We start from the raw sequence: 19,027 nt of genomic DNA, 5'->3' as shown, positions 1-19,027 counted from the left end.
GCGTCGCGCGTCACGCCGCTAAGGTTCCGTTAAGCCGGCGGCCGCTACATTCGATCCTGTCCGCAAGGCGGGCCGGCATGCGCCGGTTCGCCGCTTCCTGCAAATGGGGTTCGAATGAACAAACTTCCCGAAATCACGCTCGCGTTCTGGATCATGAAGATCTGTGCGACGACGCTCGGCGAAACCGGTGGCGACCTGCTGTCGATGACGCTGAACGTCGGCTACGCGGTCAGCTCGATCCTGCTGTTCGGTTTCTTTCTCGTGACGCTGGGCGCGCAGCTCGGGACGACGCGCTATCGTCCGGCGGTCTACTGGGCCGTGATCGTCGCGACGAGCACGGCCGGCACGACGATGTCCGACTTCATGGACCGCACGCTCGGCCTCGGCTACGCAGTCGGCTCGTCGATCCTCGTCGCGATCCTGCTGGCGATCTTCGCGGTCTGGCGCCTGAGCGGCGAATCGCTGTCGGTCGACCTGATCCGCACGCGCAAGGTCGAGCTGCTGTACTGGATCGCGATCCTGTTCTCGAACACGCTCGGCACCGCACTCGGCGACTTCCTCGCGGACAGCTCGGGGCTCGGCTTCGGCGGCGGCGCGCTGCTGATCGGCGGACTGCTGGCGGTGATCGTGCTCGCGCACTACTTCACGCGGATCTCCGGCGTGCTGCTGTTCTGGGCCGCATTCGTGCTCACGCGCCCGTTCGGTGCGACGGTCGGCGACCTGCTGACGAAGCCGGTCGAGAAGGGCGGCCTCGCGCTCGGTACGGTCGGCTCGTCGGCCGTGCTGCTCGGCGTGCTGGTCGCGATGGTGGTCTATGCGAGCGTCGCGCAGGCGCGGCGCCGCGAACCGATGCCTGCGCGGATCGCGCAGCCGGTTGGCGAATGACGATGAACGGAAAAGAAAAAGGGGCCGAGAGGCCCCTTTTTGGTTGCGATGCCGCTCAGTGGCGGCCGGTGCTGCCGAAGCCGCCTTCGCCCCGATCGCTCTCGGCGAAATCGGCGACGATGTTGAACTGCGCCTGCACGACCGGCACGATCACGAGCTGCGCGAGCCGCTCGAACGGGTTCAGCACGAACGCGGTCTGGCCGCGGTTCCACGTCGAGACCATCAGCTGGCCCTGGTAGTCGGAGTCGATCAGGCCGACGAGGTTGCCGAGCACGATCCCGTGCTTGTGGCCGAGGCCCGAGCGCGGCAGGATCAGCGCCGCATAGCCGGGATCGGCGAGGTGGATCGCGAGGCCCGTCGGCACCAGCGTCGTTTCGCCCGGCTGCAGCGTGACCGGTGCGTCGAGGCACGCGCGCAGGTCGAGGCCCGCGCTGCCGGTGGTCGCGTAGGCGGGCAGGTAGTCGCGCATGCGCGCGTCGAGAATCTTCAGGTCGAGTTTCATGCGGTCGTCGAATCGGTCGGGAAGGGCGCGGCGGCAAGCACCGCCGCGCGGGTGATCAGATCAGGCGGTTGTCGGGCAGGCGCTTCGCGATTTCCGCGACGAGCGCATGCGCGAGTTCGTCCTTCGGGGCGCGCGGCAGGCGCGTGAGGCCGGCTGCTTCGAACAGCACGACTTCGTTGTCGTCGCGGCCGAACGTCAGCGGGCCGAGGTTGCCGACGAGCAGCGGCACGTTCTTGCGCTTGCGCTTCTCGTCGCCGTGCACGTCGAGGTCGCCGCTTTCGGCTGCGAAACCGACGCAGAACGGTGGGTCGGGCAGCGCCGCGACCGATGCGAGGATGTCCGGGTTCTCGACGAATGCGAGCGTCGGCATCTTGCGGTCGGCCGTCTTCTTCATCTTGTGCTCGGCCGGCTGGTCGACGCGCCAGTCGGCGACCGCGGCCACCGCGATGAAGATGTCGGCATCGTTGATCGCATGCATCACCGCGTCGTACATCTGCTGCGCGGTCTGCACGTCCTGTCGATAGACACCCCACGGCGTGTCGAGCGCGACCGGCCCCGCGACGAGATGCACGTCGGCGCCGGCCTGTTGCGCGGCGCGCGCGAGCGCGAAGCCCATCTTGCCGCTGGAACGGTTCGTGAGGCCGCGCACGGGGTCGAGCGGTTCGAACGTCGGCCCGGCCGTGATCAGCACGCGCCGGTGCGCGAGCACCTTCGGCGCGAAGTGCGCGACGATCGCTTCATAGATCGCCTCGGGCTCGAGCATGCGGCCGTCGCCGACTTCGCCGCACGCCTGCGCGCCCGAATCCGGGCCGAGCACGGATACACCATCTGCGCGCAGTTGCGCGGCGTTGCGCTGCGTGGCCGGGTTCTGCCACATCTGGCGGTTCATTGCGGGGACGACGAGCAGCGGACAGTCGCGTGCGACGCACAGCGTCGACAGCAGATCGTCGGCGAACCCGTGCGCAAGCTTCGCGAGGAAATCCGTCGACGCGGGCGCGATCACGATCGCGTCGGCTTCGCGCGACAGGTCGATGTGCGCCATGTTGTTGTCGATGCGCGCGTCCCACTGGCTCGTGTAGACGGGCCGGCCCGACAGCGCCTGCATCGTGACGGGCGTGATGAACTGGGTGGCGGCTTCGGTCATCGCGACCTGCACGGTCGCGCCGGCCTTCACGAGCAGCCGCGTGAGCTCGGCGATCTTGTAGCAGGCGATGCCGCCCGTCAGGCCGAGAACGAGGTGTTTTCCTGCGAGTTCTGCGTGTGCCAACTCAGGCCTCCAAGGGTCAAACGGAACGGCCGGCGCGAAGCCGGCCGTCGACGCCGAGTATGCGCGCTTAGCGCGAGCCGCGCACGCGGCGCAGTTCGTCGTAGATCAGCAGCACCGCACCGACCGTGATTGCGGAATCGGCGAGGTTGAACGCCGGGAAGTGCCAGGCGCCGAGGTGGAAATCGAGGAAGTCGATCACGTGACCGTAGACGAGCCGGTCGATCACGTTGCCGAGCGCGCCGCCGAGGATCATCGCGAGCGACAGGCTGAACAGCCGCTGCTGGCCGTGGCGCTTCAGCAGGAAGCAGATCACGAGCGTGGCGGCGATGCCGAGCGCGGTGAACGCCCAGCGCTGCCAGCCGCCGGCGGTCGACAGGAAGCCGAACGCGGCGCCGCGGTTGTACACCAGCACGAGGTTGAAGAACGACGTCAGCTCGTGCTGCGCGCCGTACGCGAACGTCTTCAGGATCGAGATCTTCGACAGCTGGTCGAACAGGATCACGATCAGCGAAATGCCGAGCCAGGGCGCAAGCGCGCCGCTGGCCGGTTTCGACAGGGTTTTCGCCATAGTTAAGCAGCGCTCCGGATTTCGCCGTTTTCGAACAGGTTGGAGAAGCAGCGGCCGCACAGCGTCGGATGATCGGCGTGCGCGCCGACATCGTCGCGGTAGTGCCAGCAGCGTTCGCACTTCTGGTACTTCGAGGCGGCCACGTCGACGCTTTCCTGCGCTTCGTCGTCGACCTTGACGACCGTCGCGGCCGACGTGATCAGCACGAACTTCAGGTCGTCGCCGAGGCTCGTGAGCGCGTTGTAGCGCGCGCCGCTCGCGTGCACGGTGACTTCAGCCTGCAGCGACGAACCGATGCGGTTCGCGGTGCGTGCTTCCTCGAGTGCCTTCGTCACGTTGCCGCGCACATCGCGCAGCAGCGCCCACTTCTCGATCAGCGCGGTCGAGCCGGCAACGTCCGGATACGCGTAGTAGGTTTCCGTGAAGATCGTGTCGCTGGCCGGCTGGAACACCTTCCACGCTTCTTCCGCCGTGAACGACAGGAACGGCGCGAGCACGCGCAGCAGGCCGTGCGTCAGGTGGTACAGCGCGGTTTGGGCGGAGCGGCGCGCGCGCGAATCGGCCGCGCTCGTGTACAGGCGGTCCTTCAGCACGTCGAGGTAGAAGCCGCCGAGATCTTCCGAGCAGTACGTCTGCAGCTTCGCGACGACCGGGTGGAATTCGTACTTCTCGTAGTGGCCGAGCAGTTCCGTCTGCAGCTGCTGCGAGAACGCGACCGCATAGCGGTCGATCTCGAGCCATTCTTCGACCGGCACCGCGTGCTGCGCGAAGTCGAAGTCCGACAGGTTCGCGAGCAGGAAGCGCAGCGTGTTGCGGATGCGGCGATAGCCTTCGGTCACGCGCTTCAGGATTTCCTCGGAGATCGCGAGCTCGCCCGAGTAGTCGGTCGATGCGATCCACAGACGGATGATTTCCGCGCCGAGGCGGTTCGCGACTTCATGCGGATCGATGCCGTTGCCGAGCGACTTGCTCATCTTGCGGCCTTCGCCGTCGACCGTGAAGCCGTGCGTGAGCAGGCCCTTGTACGGCGCGCGGCCGTCGATCATCGACGCGGTCAGCAGCGACGAGTGGAACCAGCCGCGATGCTGGTCCGAGCCTTCGAGGTACAGGTCGGCCGGGAATTGCAGCTGATCCTTGTGCGAGCCGCGCAGCACGTGCCAGTGCGTCGTGCCCGAGTCGAACCACACGTCGAGCGTGTCGCGGTTCTTTTCGTACAGGTTCGCGTCGTCGCCGATCAGCTCGCGCGGGTCGAGCGACTGCCATGCCTCGATGCCCGACTGCTCGACGCGCTTCGCAACTTCCTTGAGCAGCTCGAGCGTGCGCGGGTGCAGCTCGCCGGTTTCCTTGTGCACGAAGAATGCCATCGGCACGCCCCACTGGCGCTGGCGCGACAGCGTCCAGTCGGGACGGTTCGCGATCATGCTGAACAGGCGCTGCTTGCCCCACGACGGGTAGAACGCCGTCGCGTCGACGCCTTCGAGCGCCGTTTCGCGCAGCGTCTTGCTGCCGTCGCGCGGCGTGACATCCATGCCCGCGAACCACTGCGACGTCGCGCGGTAGATGATCGGCGTCTTGTGGCGCCAGCAGTGCATGTAGCTGTGCGTGTACTTCTCGCTGCGCAGCAGCGAGCCGGCGGCATTCAGCGCGTCGACGATCTTCGGGTTTGCATCCCAGATCGACAGGCCGCCGAACAGCGGCAGCGATTCGATATAGCGGCCGTCGCCCATCACCGGGTTGATGAAGTCCGAATCGGTCATCCCGTGCGCCTTGCACGACATGAAGTCTTCGATACCGTATGCGGGCGACGAGTGCACGACGCCGGTACCCGTGTCGGTCGTCACGTAGTCGCCGAGGTAGACGGGCGCGGTACGCTTGTAGCCGGGGTGGGCCGATGCGAGCGGGTGGTGGAAGCGCAGGTTCGCGAGCTTCACGCCCGGCGCGGTCGCGACGACGCGGCCCGTCAGCTTGAAGTCGGTCATGCATGCTTCGACGCGCTCTTCCGCGATGATCAGCAGCCCGCGCTCGGTGTCGACCAGCGCGTAGACGATTTCCGGATGGAGGTTCAGCGCCTGGTTGGCCGGGATCGTCCACGGCGTGGTGGTCCAGATCACGATGCCGCCTTCGGCACGCGGCAGCGCCGGCAGGCCGAACGCCTGCGCGGTTTTTTCCGGTTCCGCGAACGCGAACATCACGTCGATCGTCGGATCGGTGCGGTCCTTGTACTCGACTTCCGCTTCGGCGAGCGCCGAGCCGCAATCGAAGCACCAGTTCACCGGCTTCAGCCCGCGGTACACGTAGCCCTTCTCGATGATCTTGCCGAGCGCGCGGATCTCTTCCGCCTCGTTCACGAAGTTCATCGTCTTGTACGGGTTGCCCCAGTCGCCGAGCACGCCGAGGCGCTTGAAGCCGACCTTCTGCTTCTCGATCTGCTCGGTCGCGTAGGCACGCGCCTTGCTCATCACTTCGGCCGCCGGCAGCGACTTGCCGAACTGCTTCTCGATCTGGATTTCGATCGGCATCCCGTGGCAATCCCAGCCCGGCACGTACGGCGCGTCGAAGCCGGCCATGTTGCGCGACTTGACGACGATGTCCTTCAGGATCTTGTTGACCGCGTGGCCGAGGTGGATGTCACCGTTCGCATACGGCGGGCCGTCGTGCAGGATGAACTTCGGCCGGCCCTTGCTGGCCTCGCGAATCTTCTCGTAGAGGCCGCGCTCTTCCCATTCCTTGACCCACTGCGGCTCGCGCTTGGGCAGGTCGCCGCGCATCGGGAACGGCGTGTCGAGCAGGTTGACCGGATACTTGGCCTGCGGTTTCGAATCGGCTTTCTTGTTGCTCATGATGGGATCGCTATCTAAATCGGGAGACGCTCGGGCGTCGTGAATCGGGGATGCGCGCGAGTGGGCGGCGCGAGGGTGCGGCGCCAGGCGCCGCCGTCCGGATCAGCTAATTCGGTCGGTGGCCGACGTCGAGAAGCCCGTGGCGCGGCTGCCCGGCGCACGGTCGCGCTCGATGAAATATGCGCGCGCATTCGCGACGTCCAGTGCGATCGCGCGCGACAGCGCCTCGAGATCGTCGAATTTCGCCTCGTCGCGCAGCTTCTTCAGGAATTCGACGCGGATGAGCTTGCCGTACGCATCGCCATGCCAGTCGAGCAGGTGGACTTCGAGCAGCACGCGGCCCGAATCGTCGACGGTCGGGCGCAGGCCGAGGCTCGCGACGCCCGGCAGCGGCTCGGGGCCGAGGCCGTGCACCTGCACGACGAAGATGCCCGCAAGCGCCGGCCGCTTGTGCGCGATCGGCAGGTTCAGCGTCGGGAAGCCGAGGTCGCGGCCGAGCTTCAGCCCGTGTGCGACGTGGCCGCTGATCGCATAGCCGTGGCCGAGCGCCTGCGCGGCCGCGTCGAGATCGCCGGCCGCGAGCGCGGCGCGCACGCCGGAGCTGGAGATGCGCGTGCCGTCGCTGCCGGCCACCGTGCCCATCTGTTCGACTTCGAAAGCGTGCTGCTCGCCGGCCGCCTTCAGCGTGTCGAACGTGCCCGCGCGTTTCGCGCCGTAGCAGAAATCGTCGCCGACCATCATCCAGCGCGTATGCAGCCCGTTCACCAGCGTGCGCTCGACGAACGCCTGCGGCGACTGGCTCGCGAACGTATGGTTGAAGTGCTCGACGACGACGCGGTCGACACCGTGATCGCGCAGCGCCTCGAGCTTGTCGCGCAGCATCGCGATGCGCGGCGGCGCACCGGCCGGGTTGAAGAATTCGCGCGGGTGCGGCTCGAACGTCATCACGCACACGGGCAGGCCGCGCGCGTCCGCTGCCGCGCGCACGCGCGCGAGCAGGGCCTGGTGGCCGCGATGGACACCGTCGAAGTTGCCGATCGTCAGCGCGCACGGGGCGCGGCTCTCGGCGTTGGGCAGGCCGCGGAAGACTTTCACGATAGCGGATGCAGCGTCGGGGAATGGGCGGTGGGATGCCGCAAAGCAGAAGATTATAAACGTTCGGACGGGCCGGCGGCCGAGAAGGCGGGAAACGCGGGGGCGAATGGTAAAATTCGCGGATGAAAAAACTCGTGATCCTGATTTCCGGTCGCGGCAGCAACATGGAGGCCATCGTCCGCGCGTGCGCGCAGGAACGCTGGCCGGCCGAGATTGCCGCCGTGATCGCCAACCGGCCCGATGCGGCCGGGCTGGCCTTTGCCGCGTCGCACGGGGTGGCGACGGCGGTGGTCGACCACCGGTCGTTCGACGGCCGCGACAGCTTCGACGCGGCGCTCGCCGCCGAGATCGACCGTTTCGCCCCCGATCTCGTCGTGCTCGCCGGCTTCATGCGCATCCTGACGCCCGCATTCGTCAGACGATATGAGGGCCGGCTGCTGAACATCCATCCGTCGCTGCTGCCGAGCTTCAAGGGCATCCATACGCATCAGCAGGCGCTCGACGCGGGCGTCGCGCTGCATGGCGCAAGCGTGCATTTCGTCATTCCCGAGCTCGACAGCGGCGCGATCGTCGCGCAGGGCGCGGTGCCCGTGCGCGCGGGCGACGACGCGGCCGCGCTCGCGCAGCGCGTGCTGGCGGTCGAACATGTGCTGTATCCGCGCGCGGTGCGCTGGTTCGTCGACGGGCGTCTGCGCCTCGAGAACGGCCGTGCAGTGGTCGCGCCGGAAGAAGCGCGCTGGATTTTCGCGGATCAACCGCATACCGAAACGAGTGAGGGCGTATGAAGCTGCACGGATTCCTGATTGGCCAGACCGAGACTTTGCTGGCCGAGGTGCTGAAGTTCGCCGGCCCCGCCGACGCGACGACGAGCCGGTTCTTCCGCGCGCACCCGAAGCTCGGGCATGCGGAGCGCGGCGTGATTGCCGAGGCCGTGTTCGCGGTGCTGCGCCGGAAGATGGAGTTTTCGCATCTCGCCGAGAGCGGCACCGGTACGCCCGCGCGGCGCCTCACGCTGCTCGGCCTGATGCAGACGGCCGGCCGCAACGCGCTGAGGCCGTTCCTGTCCGACGTCGAGTCCGCGTGGCTCGAACACGTGTCGAAGATCGATCCGGCCAGCCTGCCGGTGCGCGTGCGCACGAACCTGCCAGACTGGATCCACCAGGCGCTGTCGGCCCGTTTCGATGCCGAGGAGCTCGCGCAGCTCGCCGCCGCGCTGAACTACCCGGCGCCGCTCGATCTGCGCGCCAACGCGCAGAAGGCGACCCGCGACCAGGTGATCGACGCGCTGCGTGCGAACGGCATCGATGCGGGCGCGATGCCGTTCGCGCCGTTCGGCGTGCGTGTCGTCGGCAAGCCGGCGTTGACGCGCCTGAAGCTGTTCGAGGAAGGCCAGATCGAGGTGCAGGACGAAGGCAGCCAGCTGCTGTGCTCGCTCGTTGCGCCGCGCCGCGGCGAGATGATCGTCGACTTCTGCGCGGGCGCGGGCGGCAAGACGCTCGCGCTGGGCGCGATGATGCGCTCGACCGGGCGCCTCTATGCGTTCGACGTGTCGGAGAAGCGCCTCGCGAAGCTGAAGCCGCGCCTCGCGCGCAGCGGGCTGTCGAACGTGAACCCGGTGCTGATCGACAGCGAGCACGATGCGAAGATCAAGCGGCTCGCCGGCAAGATCGACCGCGTGCTGGTGGACGCGCCGTGCAGCGGCCTCGGCACGCTGCGCCGCAATCCGGACCTGAAGTGGCGCCAGACGCGCACGGCGATCGACGAGCTGACGCCGAAGCAGGCGTCGATCCTCGCGAGCGCCGCGCGCCTCGTGAAGAAGGGTGGCCGGCTCGTCTACGCGACCTGCAGCGTGCTCGACGCCGAGAACGAGCGGATCGTCGAACAGTTCCTGGCCGATCATCCCGAGTTCGTGCTGGTGCCGGCGCAGCAGGTGCTGGCCGAACAGCGCATCGAGATCGAGACGGGTGACTACCTGTCGCTGTGGCCGCATCGTCACGCGACCGACGGCTTCTTCGCCGCGGTGCTCGAACGGCGCGCCGCGCAGTAACGACGGCCCGGACGGACGATGGACAATCTGCAGAGCCGCCTGCTGTCGCACCGGCTGGCATCGGTCATTCGTGACTTCCACCAGCCGGTGATGATCTGGCAGGCGGCGATCCTCGTCGGCGCGCTGTGTTTCGCATGGCTGGTCGCGCGCTTCGTGCACGGCCGCATCGATGCGCGTCGCCGGGCGGCCGGCCGCGCGCCCGGCGCGGGCGCGCAAAGCCTGAAGCGCGCGCTGTTCCCTCTGTTCGGCAGTGTGTTCGTCGGTGGCGCGCAGCTGGCGTTCGACCCGTTCATGTCGACGTCGCTGCTGTCGCTCGCGCTCGTGCCGTTGTTCGGTATCGGGCTGATCTACGTGCTGTTCTTCTTCGCGCGGCGTGTGTTCGCGCGCGACGGCCACACGCATGCGTGGCTGTCGATCGTCGAGAAGATCGTATCGACCGTCGTGTGGGCCGCGATGGTGCTGACGGTGCTCGGCATCCAGCGCGACGTGCTCGGCTGGCTCGACAGCGTGCAGTTCCGCGTCGCGAACGCGCACCTCACGCTGCTGTCGGTGATCTCCGGCGCGCTGTGGGTGTGCGTGACGCTGATGGTTGCGATGTGGCTCGGCTCGGTGCTCGAGGATCGCCTCACGCGCGCGAGCACGCTCGACGCGAACCTGAAGGTCGTGCTGTCGCGGGTCGGCCGCGCGCTGCTGGTGTTCGCGGCGATCCTGATCGGGCTGTCGCTGGTGGGCATCGACGTGACGGTGCTCGGCGTGTTCGGCGGCGCGGTGGGTGTCGGTCTCGGCTTCGGGCTGCAGAAGATCGCGAGCAACTACGTGTCGGGCTTCATCATCCTGCTCGACCGCTCGCTGCGGCTCGGCGACGCGATCAGCGTCGGCGGGCTGCAGGGCGTCGTCACGCAGATCCGCACGCGCTACACGGTCGTGCGCGGCCTCGACGGCAACGAAACGCTGATCCCGAACGAGAAGCTGATCACCGACGTCGTGCAGAACCAGTCGTCGTACCTGACGCGCGGTTATGCGAAGGTCGCGGTGCAGGTGGCGTACACGAGCGACGTCGAGCATGCGCTCGCGCTGCTCGCCGACGCGGCGAAGGGCGTGCCGCGCGTGCTGGCGGAGCCCGCGCCGACGCCGTATCTGGTGAGTTTCGGCGCGGACGGGATCGACCTGGAGCTCGGCTTCTGGATCGAGGATTCCGCGAAAGGCACGTCGGGCGTGCGTTCGAGCGTGAACCGCAACATCTGGCGGCTGTTCAGCGAGCACGGGATCTCGATTCCGTTTCCGCAACGGGAAGTGCGGGTGGTCGGGTTGCCGGACGGTTTTTCTGCCGCGGGTGCGGTGGCCGGGCCCGATTCCGCGGCCGCGAACGGTGCGGTGGACGGGCGCACACCGGCTGCGTAGCGCGCGCCGGCCGTCAAATGGTTTGACCCCGCGGCCGGAACCGGATCGCGGGCCTTTCCAAGTCCGCCCGTGGACTGTGCCAGTTGCGCCAGGGCAAGAAAATATTCATTTTTTACAAAGACTTGGAACGGTTGAAGTAAAATTCAAGTCTATACGCGGTATGCTTTCATTTTTCTGACGCTTGGCGCGAGCCGGCGTCGCTCTCATCACAGGTAACTGCCTTGTTGAATTCCCTGCTCGATTTTCTTTCCCACGGGCTCCTGCATTTTTCGTGGTGGCAGGTCGCGCTGTTCGCGCTCGCCGTCACGCACGTCACGATTATCGGCGTGACGGTCTATCTGCACCGCTGCCAGGCGCACCGCGCGCTGGAACTGCATCCGATCGCGAGCCACTTCTTCCGCCTGTGGCTGTGGATGACGACCGGCATGCTGACGGGGCAATGGGCCGCGATTCACCGCAAGCACCATGCGAAGTGCGAGACCGAGGAAGATCCGCACAGCCCGCAGACGCGCGGCATCTGGAAGGTGTTCCTCGAAGGCGCGGAACTGTATCGCGCGGAAGCGAAGAACGAAGAGACGATGCGCAAGTTCGGCCACGGCACGCCGAACGACTGGCTCGAGCGCAATCTCTATTCGAAGTACCCGATCCTCGGCATCAGCATGATGATGGTGATCGACGTCGCGCTGTTCGGCGTGCTCGGCCTCACCGTGTGGGCCGTGCAGATGGTCTGGATCCCGTTCTGGGCGGCTGGCGTCGTCAACGGCTTCGGTCACTTCTGGGGCTATCGCAACTTCAACTCGGCCGACGCGAGCACGAACCTGTTCCCGTGGGGCATCGTGATCGGCGGTGAAGAGCTGCACAACAACCACCACACGTTCGCGACGTCGGCCAAGCTGTCGAACAAGTGGTACGAGTTCGACATCGGCTGGATGTACATCCGCATCATGTCGGCGTTCGGTCTCGCGAAGGTGAAGAAGGTTGCGCCGACGCCGCGCCTGAACAAGCCGAAGACGGTGCTCGACCAGGAAACGCTGCAGGCCGTGCTGTCGAACCGCTACGAAGTGATGGCACGCTACGGCAAGGCCGTGAAGCGTGCGTACCGCCAGGAGCTCGCGCACCTGAAGGAACTCGGTTCGAGCGAGAAGTACCAGCTGATGCGCGGCGCGCGCAAGTGGTTCCACAAGGATGCCGACGGCCTCGACGAGCCGCAGAAGAAGCTGCTGCCGGAAATCTTCGCGAACAGCCAGAAGCTGCACACGTATTTCCAGCTGCGTCAGGATCTGGCCGCGATCTGGGATCGTTCGACCGCGTCGCGCGAACAGCTTCTCGCGCAATTGCAGGATTGGTGCCATCGCGCAGAACAAAGCGGCATCAAGGCGCTGCAGGAATTCGCGACGCGCCTGCGCCGCTACGCCTGATTCGAAATCGATTAGAATCTCAGGACGTCACAAACCCCGCGTTGGCGGGGTTTTTTCATTTGGGCTGCCGGTTTTTGATGGGCGTCGGCAGGGCGGAATTTGTATGACCAGAGGATGGGGCTGGGGCCGGCGCTGAAGCGCCAACTTCGGCCGACAGGAGATATGGAGATGCAATCGACGATCAAACCCGTCGAGTACGACCGGCCCGTCGCAGCAGGGACCGTGTGCGGCGTGGGGCAGGCATGGGCCAAGGTGCCCGACGCGCCGTCCGCCGAGGAGCGCGCTGCACTGAAGGCGCGCATCAAGGCGCTGCTCGTCCGTGAAAAGGCCGTGCTGGTCGCCCACTACTACGTGGATGCCGAACTGCAGGAACTGGCCGACGAAACGGGCGGGTGCGTTGCCGATTCGCTCGAAATGGCTCGCTTCGGCCGCGATCACGATGCGCAGACGCTGGTCGTCGCCGGTGTGCGCTTCATGGGCGAAACCGCGAAGATCCTGAGTCCGAACAAGCGGATCCTGATGCCCGACCTCGACGCGACCTGCTCGCTCGACCTCGGCTGCCCGGTCGACGAATTCTCGGCGTTCTGCGATGCCCATCCGGACCGTACCGTCGTCGTCTACGCGAACACCAGCGCGGCCGTGAAGGCGCGCGCGGACTGGATGGTCACGTCGTCGATCGGCCTCGAGATCGTGGCCGACCTGCACGCGCGCGGCGAAAAGATCATCTGGGCGCCGGACCGCCATCTCGGCAGCTATATCCAGAAGAAAACCGGCGCAGACATGCTGTTGTGGCAGGGCTCGTGCCTCGTCCACGACGAGTTCAAGGGCATCGAGCTCGACCTGCTGCGTGCCGAATATCCGGACGCGAAAGTGCTCGTCCATCCCGAGTCGCCGGAAAACGTCGTCGCGCAAGCCGATGTCGTCGGTTCGACCACGCAACTGATCGATGCGGCCGTCAAGTTCGACGCGAAGCACTTCATCGTCGCGACCGATCTCGGCATTCTGCACAAGATGCAGCTGGCCGCGCCCGGCAAGACCTTCATCGCCGCGCCGACGGCCGGCAACAGCGCGACCTGCAAGAGCTGCGCGCACTGCCCGTGGATGGCGATGAACGGCCTCGCGAACCTCGCCGACGTGCTCGAACGCGGCCACAACGAGATCTTCGTCGATCCCGCGATCGGCGAGCGTGCGCGTTTGCCGATCGACCGGATGCTCGAATTCGCGGCTGCGCACAAGAAGCGCGTGCAGGCGAGCGGCGATCTGCAGCGCGACCAGCAACTGTTTGCGAACGTGGGGGCGGCATGACGAGCGCCGTCTCCCCGCTGTTCGGCATCGTCCGCGAGCAATACGGCGCGGCATTCGATGACGCGATCGCGCGCAACGTGGCCGACGCGATCGCGGAAGATGTCGGCGCCGGCGACCAGACCGGGCGGCTCGTGCCGGCCGGCGGGCGTCGCCGCGCACGCATCATCGTGCGTGAAGAAGCCGTGCTGTGCGGCGTGCCGTGGTTCGAGGCGGTGATCGCCCGGATCGATCCGTCGATCACCGTGCAATGGCACTATCGCGAAGGCGACCGGATGACGTCCGGTTCGACCGTCTGCGAACTCGACGGGCCGGCGCGCGCGCTGCTGACGGCCGAGCGCAACGGGCTGAATTTCCTGCAGCTGCTGTCGGGTGTTGCGACCGCGACACGCCGTTATGTCGATCGCGTCGAAGGCACACGCGCGAAGATCCTCGATACGCGCAAGACGCTGCCGGGCCTGCGGCTCGCGCAGAAGTACGCGGTCCGCGTCGGCGGCGGCGAGAACCAGCGTCTGGCGCTGTACGACGGCATCCTGATCAAGGAAAACCACATCGCGGCGGCGGGCGGTGTCGGCGAGGCGCTCGAGGCGGCATTCGCGCTCGAGTCGGGCGTGCCGGTGCAGATCGAGGTCGAAACGCTCGCGCAGCTCGACATGGCGCTCGCACATCGTGCGCAGTCGGTGCTGCTCGACAACTTCACGCTCGACATGATGCGTGAAGCGGTGCGCGTGGCGAATGGCAAGGCCGTGCTCGAAGTATCGGGCGGCGTCAATTTCGATACGGTGCGCGCATTCGCGGAGACGGGTGTCGACCGCATCTCGATCGGCGCGCTGACGAAGGACGTCCGCGCGACAGACTATTCGATGCGGATCGTCGACTGACCGAACGCCGTCCGATCGGACAAAAAAGCCGCTGGCGCGCAAACGCCAGCGGCTTTTTTCTTGTGCGCTCCCGACCGCAGCCGGGAAGGGCGTGCGTTCAGCGGCGCGCGCGCGGCGTGAGCACGCTCGGCAATGCCTTCGGCAACGTGTGTGGCCAGTCGCGGCTGTAGTGCAGCCCGCGGCTTTCGCGGCGCGAGTGCGCGCTCTTCACGATCAGCGTCGCCACGTCGACGAGATTGCGCAGTTCGAGCAGGTCGCGCGTCACGCGGAAGTTCGCGTAGTACTCGTGGATTTCGTCGCGCAGCAGCGACAGTCGATGCTTCGCGCGTTCGAGGCGCTTGTCGGTACGCACGATGCCGACGTAGTTCCACATCAGGCGCCGCAGTTCGTCCCAGTTGTGCGCGACGACGACTTCTTCGTCCGCATCCGATACGCGGCTTTCGTCCCAGGCGGGCAGCGTGGACGGTGTGTCGGCATCGAAGCCGGCTGCCTCGATTGCCTCGGCTGCCGCGCGGCCGATCACGAGACATTCGAGCAGCGAGTTGCTCGCCAGCCGGTTCGCGCCGTGCAGCCCCGTGTACGATGTTTCGCCGACCGCATACAGGCCCGCGAGATCGGTGCGCCCGGCGAGATCGGTGACGACGCCGCCGCACGTATAGTGCGCGGCCGGCACGACGGGGATCGGTTCTTTCGCGATGTCGATACCGAATTCGAGGCAGCGCGCATGGATCGTCGGGAAGTGTTCGCGCAGGAACGCTTCCGGCTGGTGGCTGATGTCGAGGTACACGCAGTCGATCCCGCGCTTCTTGATCTCGAAGTCGATCGCGCGCGCGACGATGTCGCGCGGTGCGAGCTCGGCGCGCGGATCGTGCGCCGGCATGAAGCGGGTACCGTCGGGCAGCTTCAGCAAGCCGCCTTCGCCGCGCACGGCCTCCGAAATCAGGAACGATTTCGCATACGGATGGAACAGGCAGGTCGGGTGGAACTGGATGAATTCCATGTTCGACACGCGGCAGCCCGCGCGCCACGCCATTGCGATGCCGTCGCCGGTCGCGGTGTCGGGATTCGTCGTATACAGATAGACCTTGCCGGCGCCGCCCGTGGCGAGCACGGTGTGCGGCGCCTCGATCGTGATCGTGCGATCGTTGTCGACGTCGAGCGCATACAGGCCGTGACAGCGGCGGCCGGGCAGGCCGAGCCGGTTCGACGTGATCAGGTCGATTGCGTGGTGGTTCTCGAAGAACGTGATGTTCGGATGCTGGCGCGCGCGCTCCGACAGCGTCGCGAGCACCGCATGGCCGGTTGCGTCGGCCGCGTGGATGATCCGGCGGTGACTATGGCCGCCTTCGCGCGTCAGGTGAAAGCCGAGCTCGGCCGCGTCGTCCTTCGTGAACGGCACGCCTTGCGAGATCAGCCATTCGATCGCTTCGCGGCCGTGCTCGACGATGTAGCGCGTCGCGCCTTCGTCGCACAGGCCGCCACCGGCGACCAGCGTGTCGTCGACATGGTTCTCGATACTGTCCGCCGAGTCGAGGACGGCTGCGATGCCGCCTTGCGCGTTATCGCTTGCCCCCTCCATCATCGAACGTTTCGCGATCAGCGCGACGCGTCGCGTGCTGGCCAGATTGAGTGCGACCGATAGCCCTGCCAGGCCGCTGCCGACGATCGCCACGTCGAATTTCATGCTGCATCTCCATCGTTACGCTTTTGATCTTGTGCGTTCCGGCGGCCGTGGCCGCGGAAAGGGGAGAGCATACCGCGTCGCGCTCGAGCGTGCGCGCAAAACAAAAAGCCCCGCAAGAGCGGGGCTTTTCGGTCGCCGTCAGGCTGGCAGAAACCGGAGATTACTTGATCTTGGTTTCTTTGTATTCCACATGCTTGCGGACGACGGGATCGAACTTCTTGATCGCCATCTTTTCCGGCATGTTGCGCTTGTTCTTCGTGGTCGTGTAGAAATGACCCGTGCCAGCGGTGGACTCGAGCTTGATCTTGTCGCGTGCGCCTTTTGCCATGATTGTGCTCCTTGGGCTTAGGCTTCGCCGCGTGCGCGCAGGTCAGCGAGCACGGAATCGATGCCGTTCTTGTCGATCAGGCGCAGGCCGGCGTTCGAAACGCGCAGGCGCACCCAGCGGTTTTCGCTCTCTACCCAGAACCGGCGGTTTTGCAGGTTCGGGAGGAAGCGGCGCTTCGTCTTGTTGTTGGCGTGGGAAACGTTGTTGCCGCTCATCGGCGCTTTCCCAGTTACTTGGCATACGCGTGCCATGAGAGCACTCCTAATACGCTAAATTCGGGGTTCGATCGCCGGTGAAGGTTCCATCGCACCGCCACGTGATCCATGGCTGCACTCAGAACGCCGTAGCCCTTACAGACAAGGCCCTTCGATGGCTAGAACTGGTTGGAAAAAAGACAGACGACGATTCTAGCAGAAAAAGTTCAGAAAAATCAAACCTAATTTCGCTTCGTCGTTGCGGCGCCCTGGGGTGGGCTGCCGCGGCACAGTCTACAGCCAACCGGCACGTGCGAACGAAAAAGTATCGCTGGTGCCGACGACGACGTGGTCGAGCAGCCTCACATCGACGAGTTCGAGCGCGTCTTTCAGTACGCGGGTCAGGCGACGGTCTTCCGCGCTCGGCTGTACCGCACCGGACGGATGGTTGTGTGCGACGATCAGCGCCGCGGCGTTCTGCGCCATCGCGCGGCGCACGATCTCGCGCGGGTAGACGGCCATGCGCGTCAGCGAGCCGCGTGCGATTTCCTCCATGTCGATCATGCGGTTGCGGGCGTCCAGGAATACCGCGACGAATACCTCGTGCGGGCGCGTGCCGATCTTCAGCCGCAGACAGTCCTCGACGGCGCCCGGCGAATCGATCTGCATCCGCTCTCGCGCCTTGTCCTCCAGCATGCGTCGCGCGATCTCGGTGACGGCGACCATTCGCGCGGAGCGCGCGGGGCCGATGCCGGGGTGCGCCTCGAAATCGTCGGCGCTCGCTTCCAGCAGCCCGCGCAACGTTCCGAACTGCTTGATCAGTGCGCTGGCGGTGACGAATACGTCGTGCCCGGGCTTGCCGGTGCCGAGCAGCAGCGCGATCAGTTCGTCGTCGGTCAGCGCGGCAGGCCCGCGTTCCAGCAACCGTTCGCGCGGCCGCTCGGGCCGCCAGTTGGCCGGGCGGCGCTTGCGCCGGCGGATCGGGATGACGCGACCGGGTGGATCGGCCGGCGGCAGGATGGGGCAGGGAGACAGCATGGTCGGAACTCCATTGGCGGCGGGCGGTGTGTGCAACGTCGTCGCACTTTCCGCCTTGCGCGCTCAGGTGACTTACAATATTGGCTTTGCGCCGGGCCATTCGGCCGTATCGGGCGCCGACTGAACGAGTAATTCATGAGCCTCATCGATCTATCCGAAGTGAAGCCCGGTTCCCACGTCACGTTGCATTACCGCTTGGCACTGGCCGACGGCGCCGACATCGTCAACACCTTCTCCGACAAGCCGGCCACGCTGTTGCTGGGCGCGGGGCAACTGGCGCCGTCGCTGGAACAGATTCTGCTCGGGCTCCGGGTTGGCGACCACTCGACTTTTCAGCTAGCCCCCGATCAGGGGTTCGGTCCCCGCAATCCCGACATGCTCCAGCGCGTGACGCTGTCGACGCTGCGCGAGAACGGGATGGTCGGCGACGATTTCACGCCGGGCGAACTGATCGAGTTCAACGCGCCGGACGGCGGCCGCTACGCGGGGGTGCTGAAGGAAGTCGGCGAAACCTCCGCGCTGTTCGACTTCAATCATCCGCTCGCGGGCCAGGCGCTCACGTTCGAAGTGAAAATCATCGGAATCCTGTAATCATGAGCACCACCGATACGCTGTCCGGGCAGACCGTCGCCGCCGATGCCGAAATCCTGCTGGCCCAGCCGCGCGGTTTCTGCGCGGGCGTCGACCGCGCGATCGAAATCGTCGAGCGCGCGATCGCGATGCACGGTGCGCCGATCTACGTCCGTCACGAAATCGTCCACAACAAGTACGTGGTCGAGGATCTGAAGAAGAAAGGCGCGATCTTCGTCGAGGAACTCGAGGAAGTGCCGGCCGGCAACACCGTGATCTTCAGCGCGCACGGCGTGTCGAAGGCCGTGCGCGACGAAGCCGACGTGCGCGGGCTGCGCATTTACGACGCAACCTGCCCGCTCGTCACGAAGGTGCACGTCGAAGTGGCGAAGATGCGCCAGGACGGCGTCGACATCGTCATGATCGGGCACAAGGGCCACCCCGAAGTCGAAGGCACGATGGGGCAGGTCGAGCGCGGCATGCACCTCGTCGAGAGCGTCGAGGACGTGCAGAAGCTCGAGCTCGCCGATCCCGAGCGCATCGCGCTCGTCACGCAGACGACGCTGTCCGTCGACGACGCCGCCGAGATCATCGGCGCGCTGAAGGCGAAATATCCGAAGATCCGCGAGCCGAAGAAGCAGGACATCTGCTATGCGACGCAGAACCGCCAGGATGCGGTGAAGTTCATGGCGCCGCAGTGCGATGTCGTGATCGTCGTCGGCAGTCCGAACAGCTCGAATTCGAGCCGGCTGCGCGAAGTGGCCGAAAAGCGCGGCGTGGCCGCGTACATGGTCGATGCGCCCGACCAGATCGATCCGGCATGGGTTGCCGGCAAGCGCCGCATCGGCGTGACGGCCGGCGCGTCGGCGCCCGAGGTGCTCGCCCAGGCCGTGATCGCGCGGCTGCGCGAACTCGGCGTGCGCAATGTCCGCGCGCTCGACGGCATCGAGGAAAACGTGTCGTTTCCGCTGCCGCGCGGGTTGAACCTGCCGCCTGCCGCCTGATTG

18 protein-coding genes are annotated in these 19,027 nt (G+C 66.3%); 9 read left to right on the top strand and 9 right to left on the bottom strand.

The genetic code is table 11. The features are described 5' to 3' along the window. Positions 1-114 precede the first annotated feature (114 nt). A complete protein-coding gene (locus OHZ10_RS13685; protein ID WP_342702755.1) occupies positions 115-885 on the top strand; it encodes a hypothetical protein in 771 nt (256 codons plus the stop codon). 55 nt (positions 886-940) lie between these two features. On the opposite strand, the gene dut is transcribed toward OHZ10_RS13685, so the two are convergent. The 5 genes from dut to OHZ10_RS13660 all read right to left on the bottom strand — a co-directional run bounded on the left by dut (position 941) and on the right by OHZ10_RS13660 (position 7,157). Next, positions 941-1,387 (bottom strand): dUTP diphosphatase, encoded by a 447-nt coding sequence (gene dut / locus OHZ10_RS13680; protein WP_059233401.1) that lies wholly within the window; start codon positions 1,385-1,387, stop codon positions 941-943. A gap of 55 nt (positions 1,388-1,442) precedes the next feature. Next, entirely contained in the window at positions 1,443-2,654 is a 1,212-nt protein-coding gene (coaBC, locus tag OHZ10_RS13675) for a bifunctional phosphopantothenoylcysteine decarboxylase/phosphopantothenate--cysteine ligase CoaBC (RefSeq protein WP_059233402.1), read from the bottom strand. A gap of 67 nt (positions 2,655-2,721) precedes the next feature. Then, a complete protein-coding gene (lspA, locus tag OHZ10_RS13670; protein ID WP_059233403.1) occupies positions 2,722-3,222 on the bottom strand; it encodes a signal peptidase II in 501 nt (166 codons plus the stop codon). 2 nt (positions 3,223-3,224) lie between these two features. Continuing rightward, positions 3,225-6,062, bottom strand: a complete 2,838-nt coding sequence (gene ileS / locus OHZ10_RS13665) for an isoleucine--tRNA ligase (protein ID WP_342702754.1) — start codon at positions 6,060-6,062, stop codon at positions 3,225-3,227. Between the two features lie 102 nt (positions 6,063-6,164). Next, a complete protein-coding gene (locus OHZ10_RS13660) occupies positions 6,165-7,157 on the bottom strand; it encodes a bifunctional riboflavin kinase/FAD synthetase (protein WP_342702753.1) in 993 nt (330 codons plus the stop codon). A gap of 122 nt (positions 7,158-7,279) precedes the next feature. On the opposite strand from OHZ10_RS13660, the gene purN reads away from it, so the two are divergent. The 6 genes from purN (at position 7,280) to nadC (ending at position 14,206) form a co-directional block, all read left to right on the top strand. Next, complete coding sequence (gene purN / locus OHZ10_RS13655; protein ID WP_059233406.1) at positions 7,280-7,942, top strand: phosphoribosylglycinamide formyltransferase; 663 nt, start codon at positions 7,280-7,282, stop codon at positions 7,940-7,942. Further along, entirely contained in the window at positions 7,939-9,204 is a 1,266-nt protein-coding gene (locus OHZ10_RS13650) for an RsmB/NOP family class I SAM-dependent RNA methyltransferase (protein WP_059233407.1), read from the top strand. Before purN ends, OHZ10_RS13650 begins: the two co-directional genes overlap by 4 nt. A gap of 18 nt (positions 9,205-9,222) precedes the next feature. Beyond that, on the top strand, positions 9,223-10,605 hold the full coding sequence (locus OHZ10_RS13645; RefSeq protein ID WP_174992977.1) for a mechanosensitive ion channel family protein: 1,383 nt from the start codon (positions 9,223-9,225) through the stop codon (positions 10,603-10,605). Between the two features lie 221 nt (positions 10,606-10,826). Further along, positions 10,827-12,023: a DesA family fatty acid desaturase gene (locus OHZ10_RS13640; RefSeq protein ID WP_059233409.1), complete on the top strand. Its 1,197-nt coding sequence runs from the start codon at positions 10,827-10,829 to the stop codon at positions 12,021-12,023. 168 nt (positions 12,024-12,191) lie between these two features. Beyond that, a complete protein-coding gene (gene nadA / locus OHZ10_RS13635) occupies positions 12,192-13,328 on the top strand; it encodes a quinolinate synthase NadA (RefSeq protein ID WP_059236643.1) in 1,137 nt (378 codons plus the stop codon). Further along, positions 13,325-14,206, top strand: coding sequence for a carboxylating nicotinate-nucleotide diphosphorylase (gene nadC / locus OHZ10_RS13630; RefSeq protein WP_059233410.1), 882 nt, complete (start codon positions 13,325-13,327; stop codon positions 14,204-14,206). The genes nadA and nadC overlap by 4 nt, the downstream gene beginning before the upstream one ends. 97 nt (positions 14,207-14,303) lie before the next feature. Here the strand turns inward: nadC and nadB are convergent, their stop codons facing one another. The 4 genes from nadB to radC all read right to left on the bottom strand — a co-directional run bounded on the left by nadB (position 14,304) and on the right by radC (position 17,450). After that, complete coding sequence (gene nadB / locus OHZ10_RS13625) at positions 14,304-15,890, bottom strand: L-aspartate oxidase (RefSeq protein WP_059233411.1); 1,587 nt, start codon at positions 15,888-15,890, stop codon at positions 14,304-14,306. A gap of 160 nt (positions 15,891-16,050) precedes the next feature. Beyond that, entirely contained in the window at positions 16,051-16,218 is a 168-nt protein-coding gene (rpmG, locus tag OHZ10_RS13620; protein WP_006478046.1) for a 50S ribosomal protein L33, read from the bottom strand. Between the two features lie 17 nt (positions 16,219-16,235). Then, positions 16,236-16,469, bottom strand: coding sequence for a 50S ribosomal protein L28 (rpmB, locus tag OHZ10_RS13615; protein WP_004186391.1), 234 nt, complete (start codon positions 16,467-16,469; stop codon positions 16,236-16,238). Between the two features lie 237 nt (positions 16,470-16,706). Next, positions 16,707-17,450 (bottom strand): RadC family protein, encoded by a 744-nt coding sequence (gene radC / locus OHZ10_RS13610; RefSeq protein WP_059233412.1) that lies wholly within the window; start codon positions 17,448-17,450, stop codon positions 16,707-16,709. 135 nt (positions 17,451-17,585) lie between these two features. Here radC and OHZ10_RS13605 point away from each other — a divergent pair, with 135 nt between their 5' ends. Both OHZ10_RS13605 and ispH read left to right on the top strand, forming a co-directional pair. Next, entirely contained in the window at positions 17,586-18,041 is a 456-nt protein-coding gene (locus tag OHZ10_RS13605) for an FKBP-type peptidyl-prolyl cis-trans isomerase (RefSeq protein ID WP_034208176.1), read from the top strand. A gap of 2 nt (positions 18,042-18,043) precedes the next feature. Continuing rightward, a complete protein-coding gene (gene ispH / locus OHZ10_RS13600; RefSeq protein WP_006488968.1) occupies positions 18,044-19,024 on the top strand; it encodes a 4-hydroxy-3-methylbut-2-enyl diphosphate reductase in 981 nt (326 codons plus the stop codon). Positions 19,025-19,027: the final 3 nt, after the last annotated feature.

It is taken from the genome of Burkholderia arboris (assembly GCF_038723655.1).
Taxonomy (GTDB): Bacteria; Pseudomonadota; Gammaproteobacteria; order Burkholderiales; family Burkholderiaceae; genus Burkholderia; species Burkholderia arboris.
The sequence above is the reverse complement of the archived record's forward strand: the minus strand, read 5'-3'. Positions and strand labels throughout refer to the sequence as shown.

Coding starts and splice junctions, on each gene's coding strand:
- OHZ10_RS13650 (WP_059233407.1), top strand. CDS start 7,939: ATGAAGCTGCACGGATTCCTGATTGGCCAGACCGAGACTTTGCTGGCC.
- rpmG (WP_006478046.1), bottom strand. CDS start 16,218: ATGGCAAAAGGCGCACGCGACAAGATCAAGCTCGAGTCCACCGCTGGC.
- purN (WP_059233406.1), top strand. CDS start 7,280: ATGAAAAAACTCGTGATCCTGATTTCCGGTCGCGGCAGCAACATGGAG.
- nadC (WP_059233410.1), top strand. CDS start 13,325: ATGACGAGCGCCGTCTCCCCGCTGTTCGGCATCGTCCGCGAGCAATAC.
- ileS (WP_342702754.1), bottom strand. CDS start 6,062: ATGAGCAACAAGAAAGCCGATTCGAAACCGCAGGCCAAGTATCCGGTC.
- nadA (WP_059236643.1), top strand. CDS start 12,192: ATGCAATCGACGATCAAACCCGTCGAGTACGACCGGCCCGTCGCAGCA.
- OHZ10_RS13685 (WP_342702755.1), top strand. CDS start 115: ATGAACAAACTTCCCGAAATCACGCTCGCGTTCTGGATCATGAAGATC.
- OHZ10_RS13645 (WP_174992977.1), top strand. CDS start 9,223: ATGGACAATCTGCAGAGCCGCCTGCTGTCGCACCGGCTGGCATCGGTC.
- dut (WP_059233401.1), bottom strand. CDS start 1,387: ATGAAACTCGACCTGAAGATTCTCGACGCGCGCATGCGCGACTACCTG.
- radC (WP_059233412.1), bottom strand. CDS start 17,450: ATGCTGTCTCCCTGCCCCATCCTGCCGCCGGCCGATCCACCCGGTCGC.
- nadB (WP_059233411.1), bottom strand. CDS start 15,890: ATGAAATTCGACGTGGCGATCGTCGGCAGCGGCCTGGCAGGGCTATCG.
- ispH (WP_006488968.1), top strand. CDS start 18,044: ATGAGCACCACCGATACGCTGTCCGGGCAGACCGTCGCCGCCGATGCC.
- lspA (WP_059233403.1), bottom strand. CDS start 3,222: ATGGCGAAAACCCTGTCGAAACCGGCCAGCGGCGCGCTTGCGCCCTGG.
- OHZ10_RS13605 (WP_034208176.1), top strand. CDS start 17,586: ATGAGCCTCATCGATCTATCCGAAGTGAAGCCCGGTTCCCACGTCACG.
- rpmB (WP_004186391.1), bottom strand. CDS start 16,469: ATGGCACGCGTATGCCAAGTAACTGGGAAAGCGCCGATGAGCGGCAAC.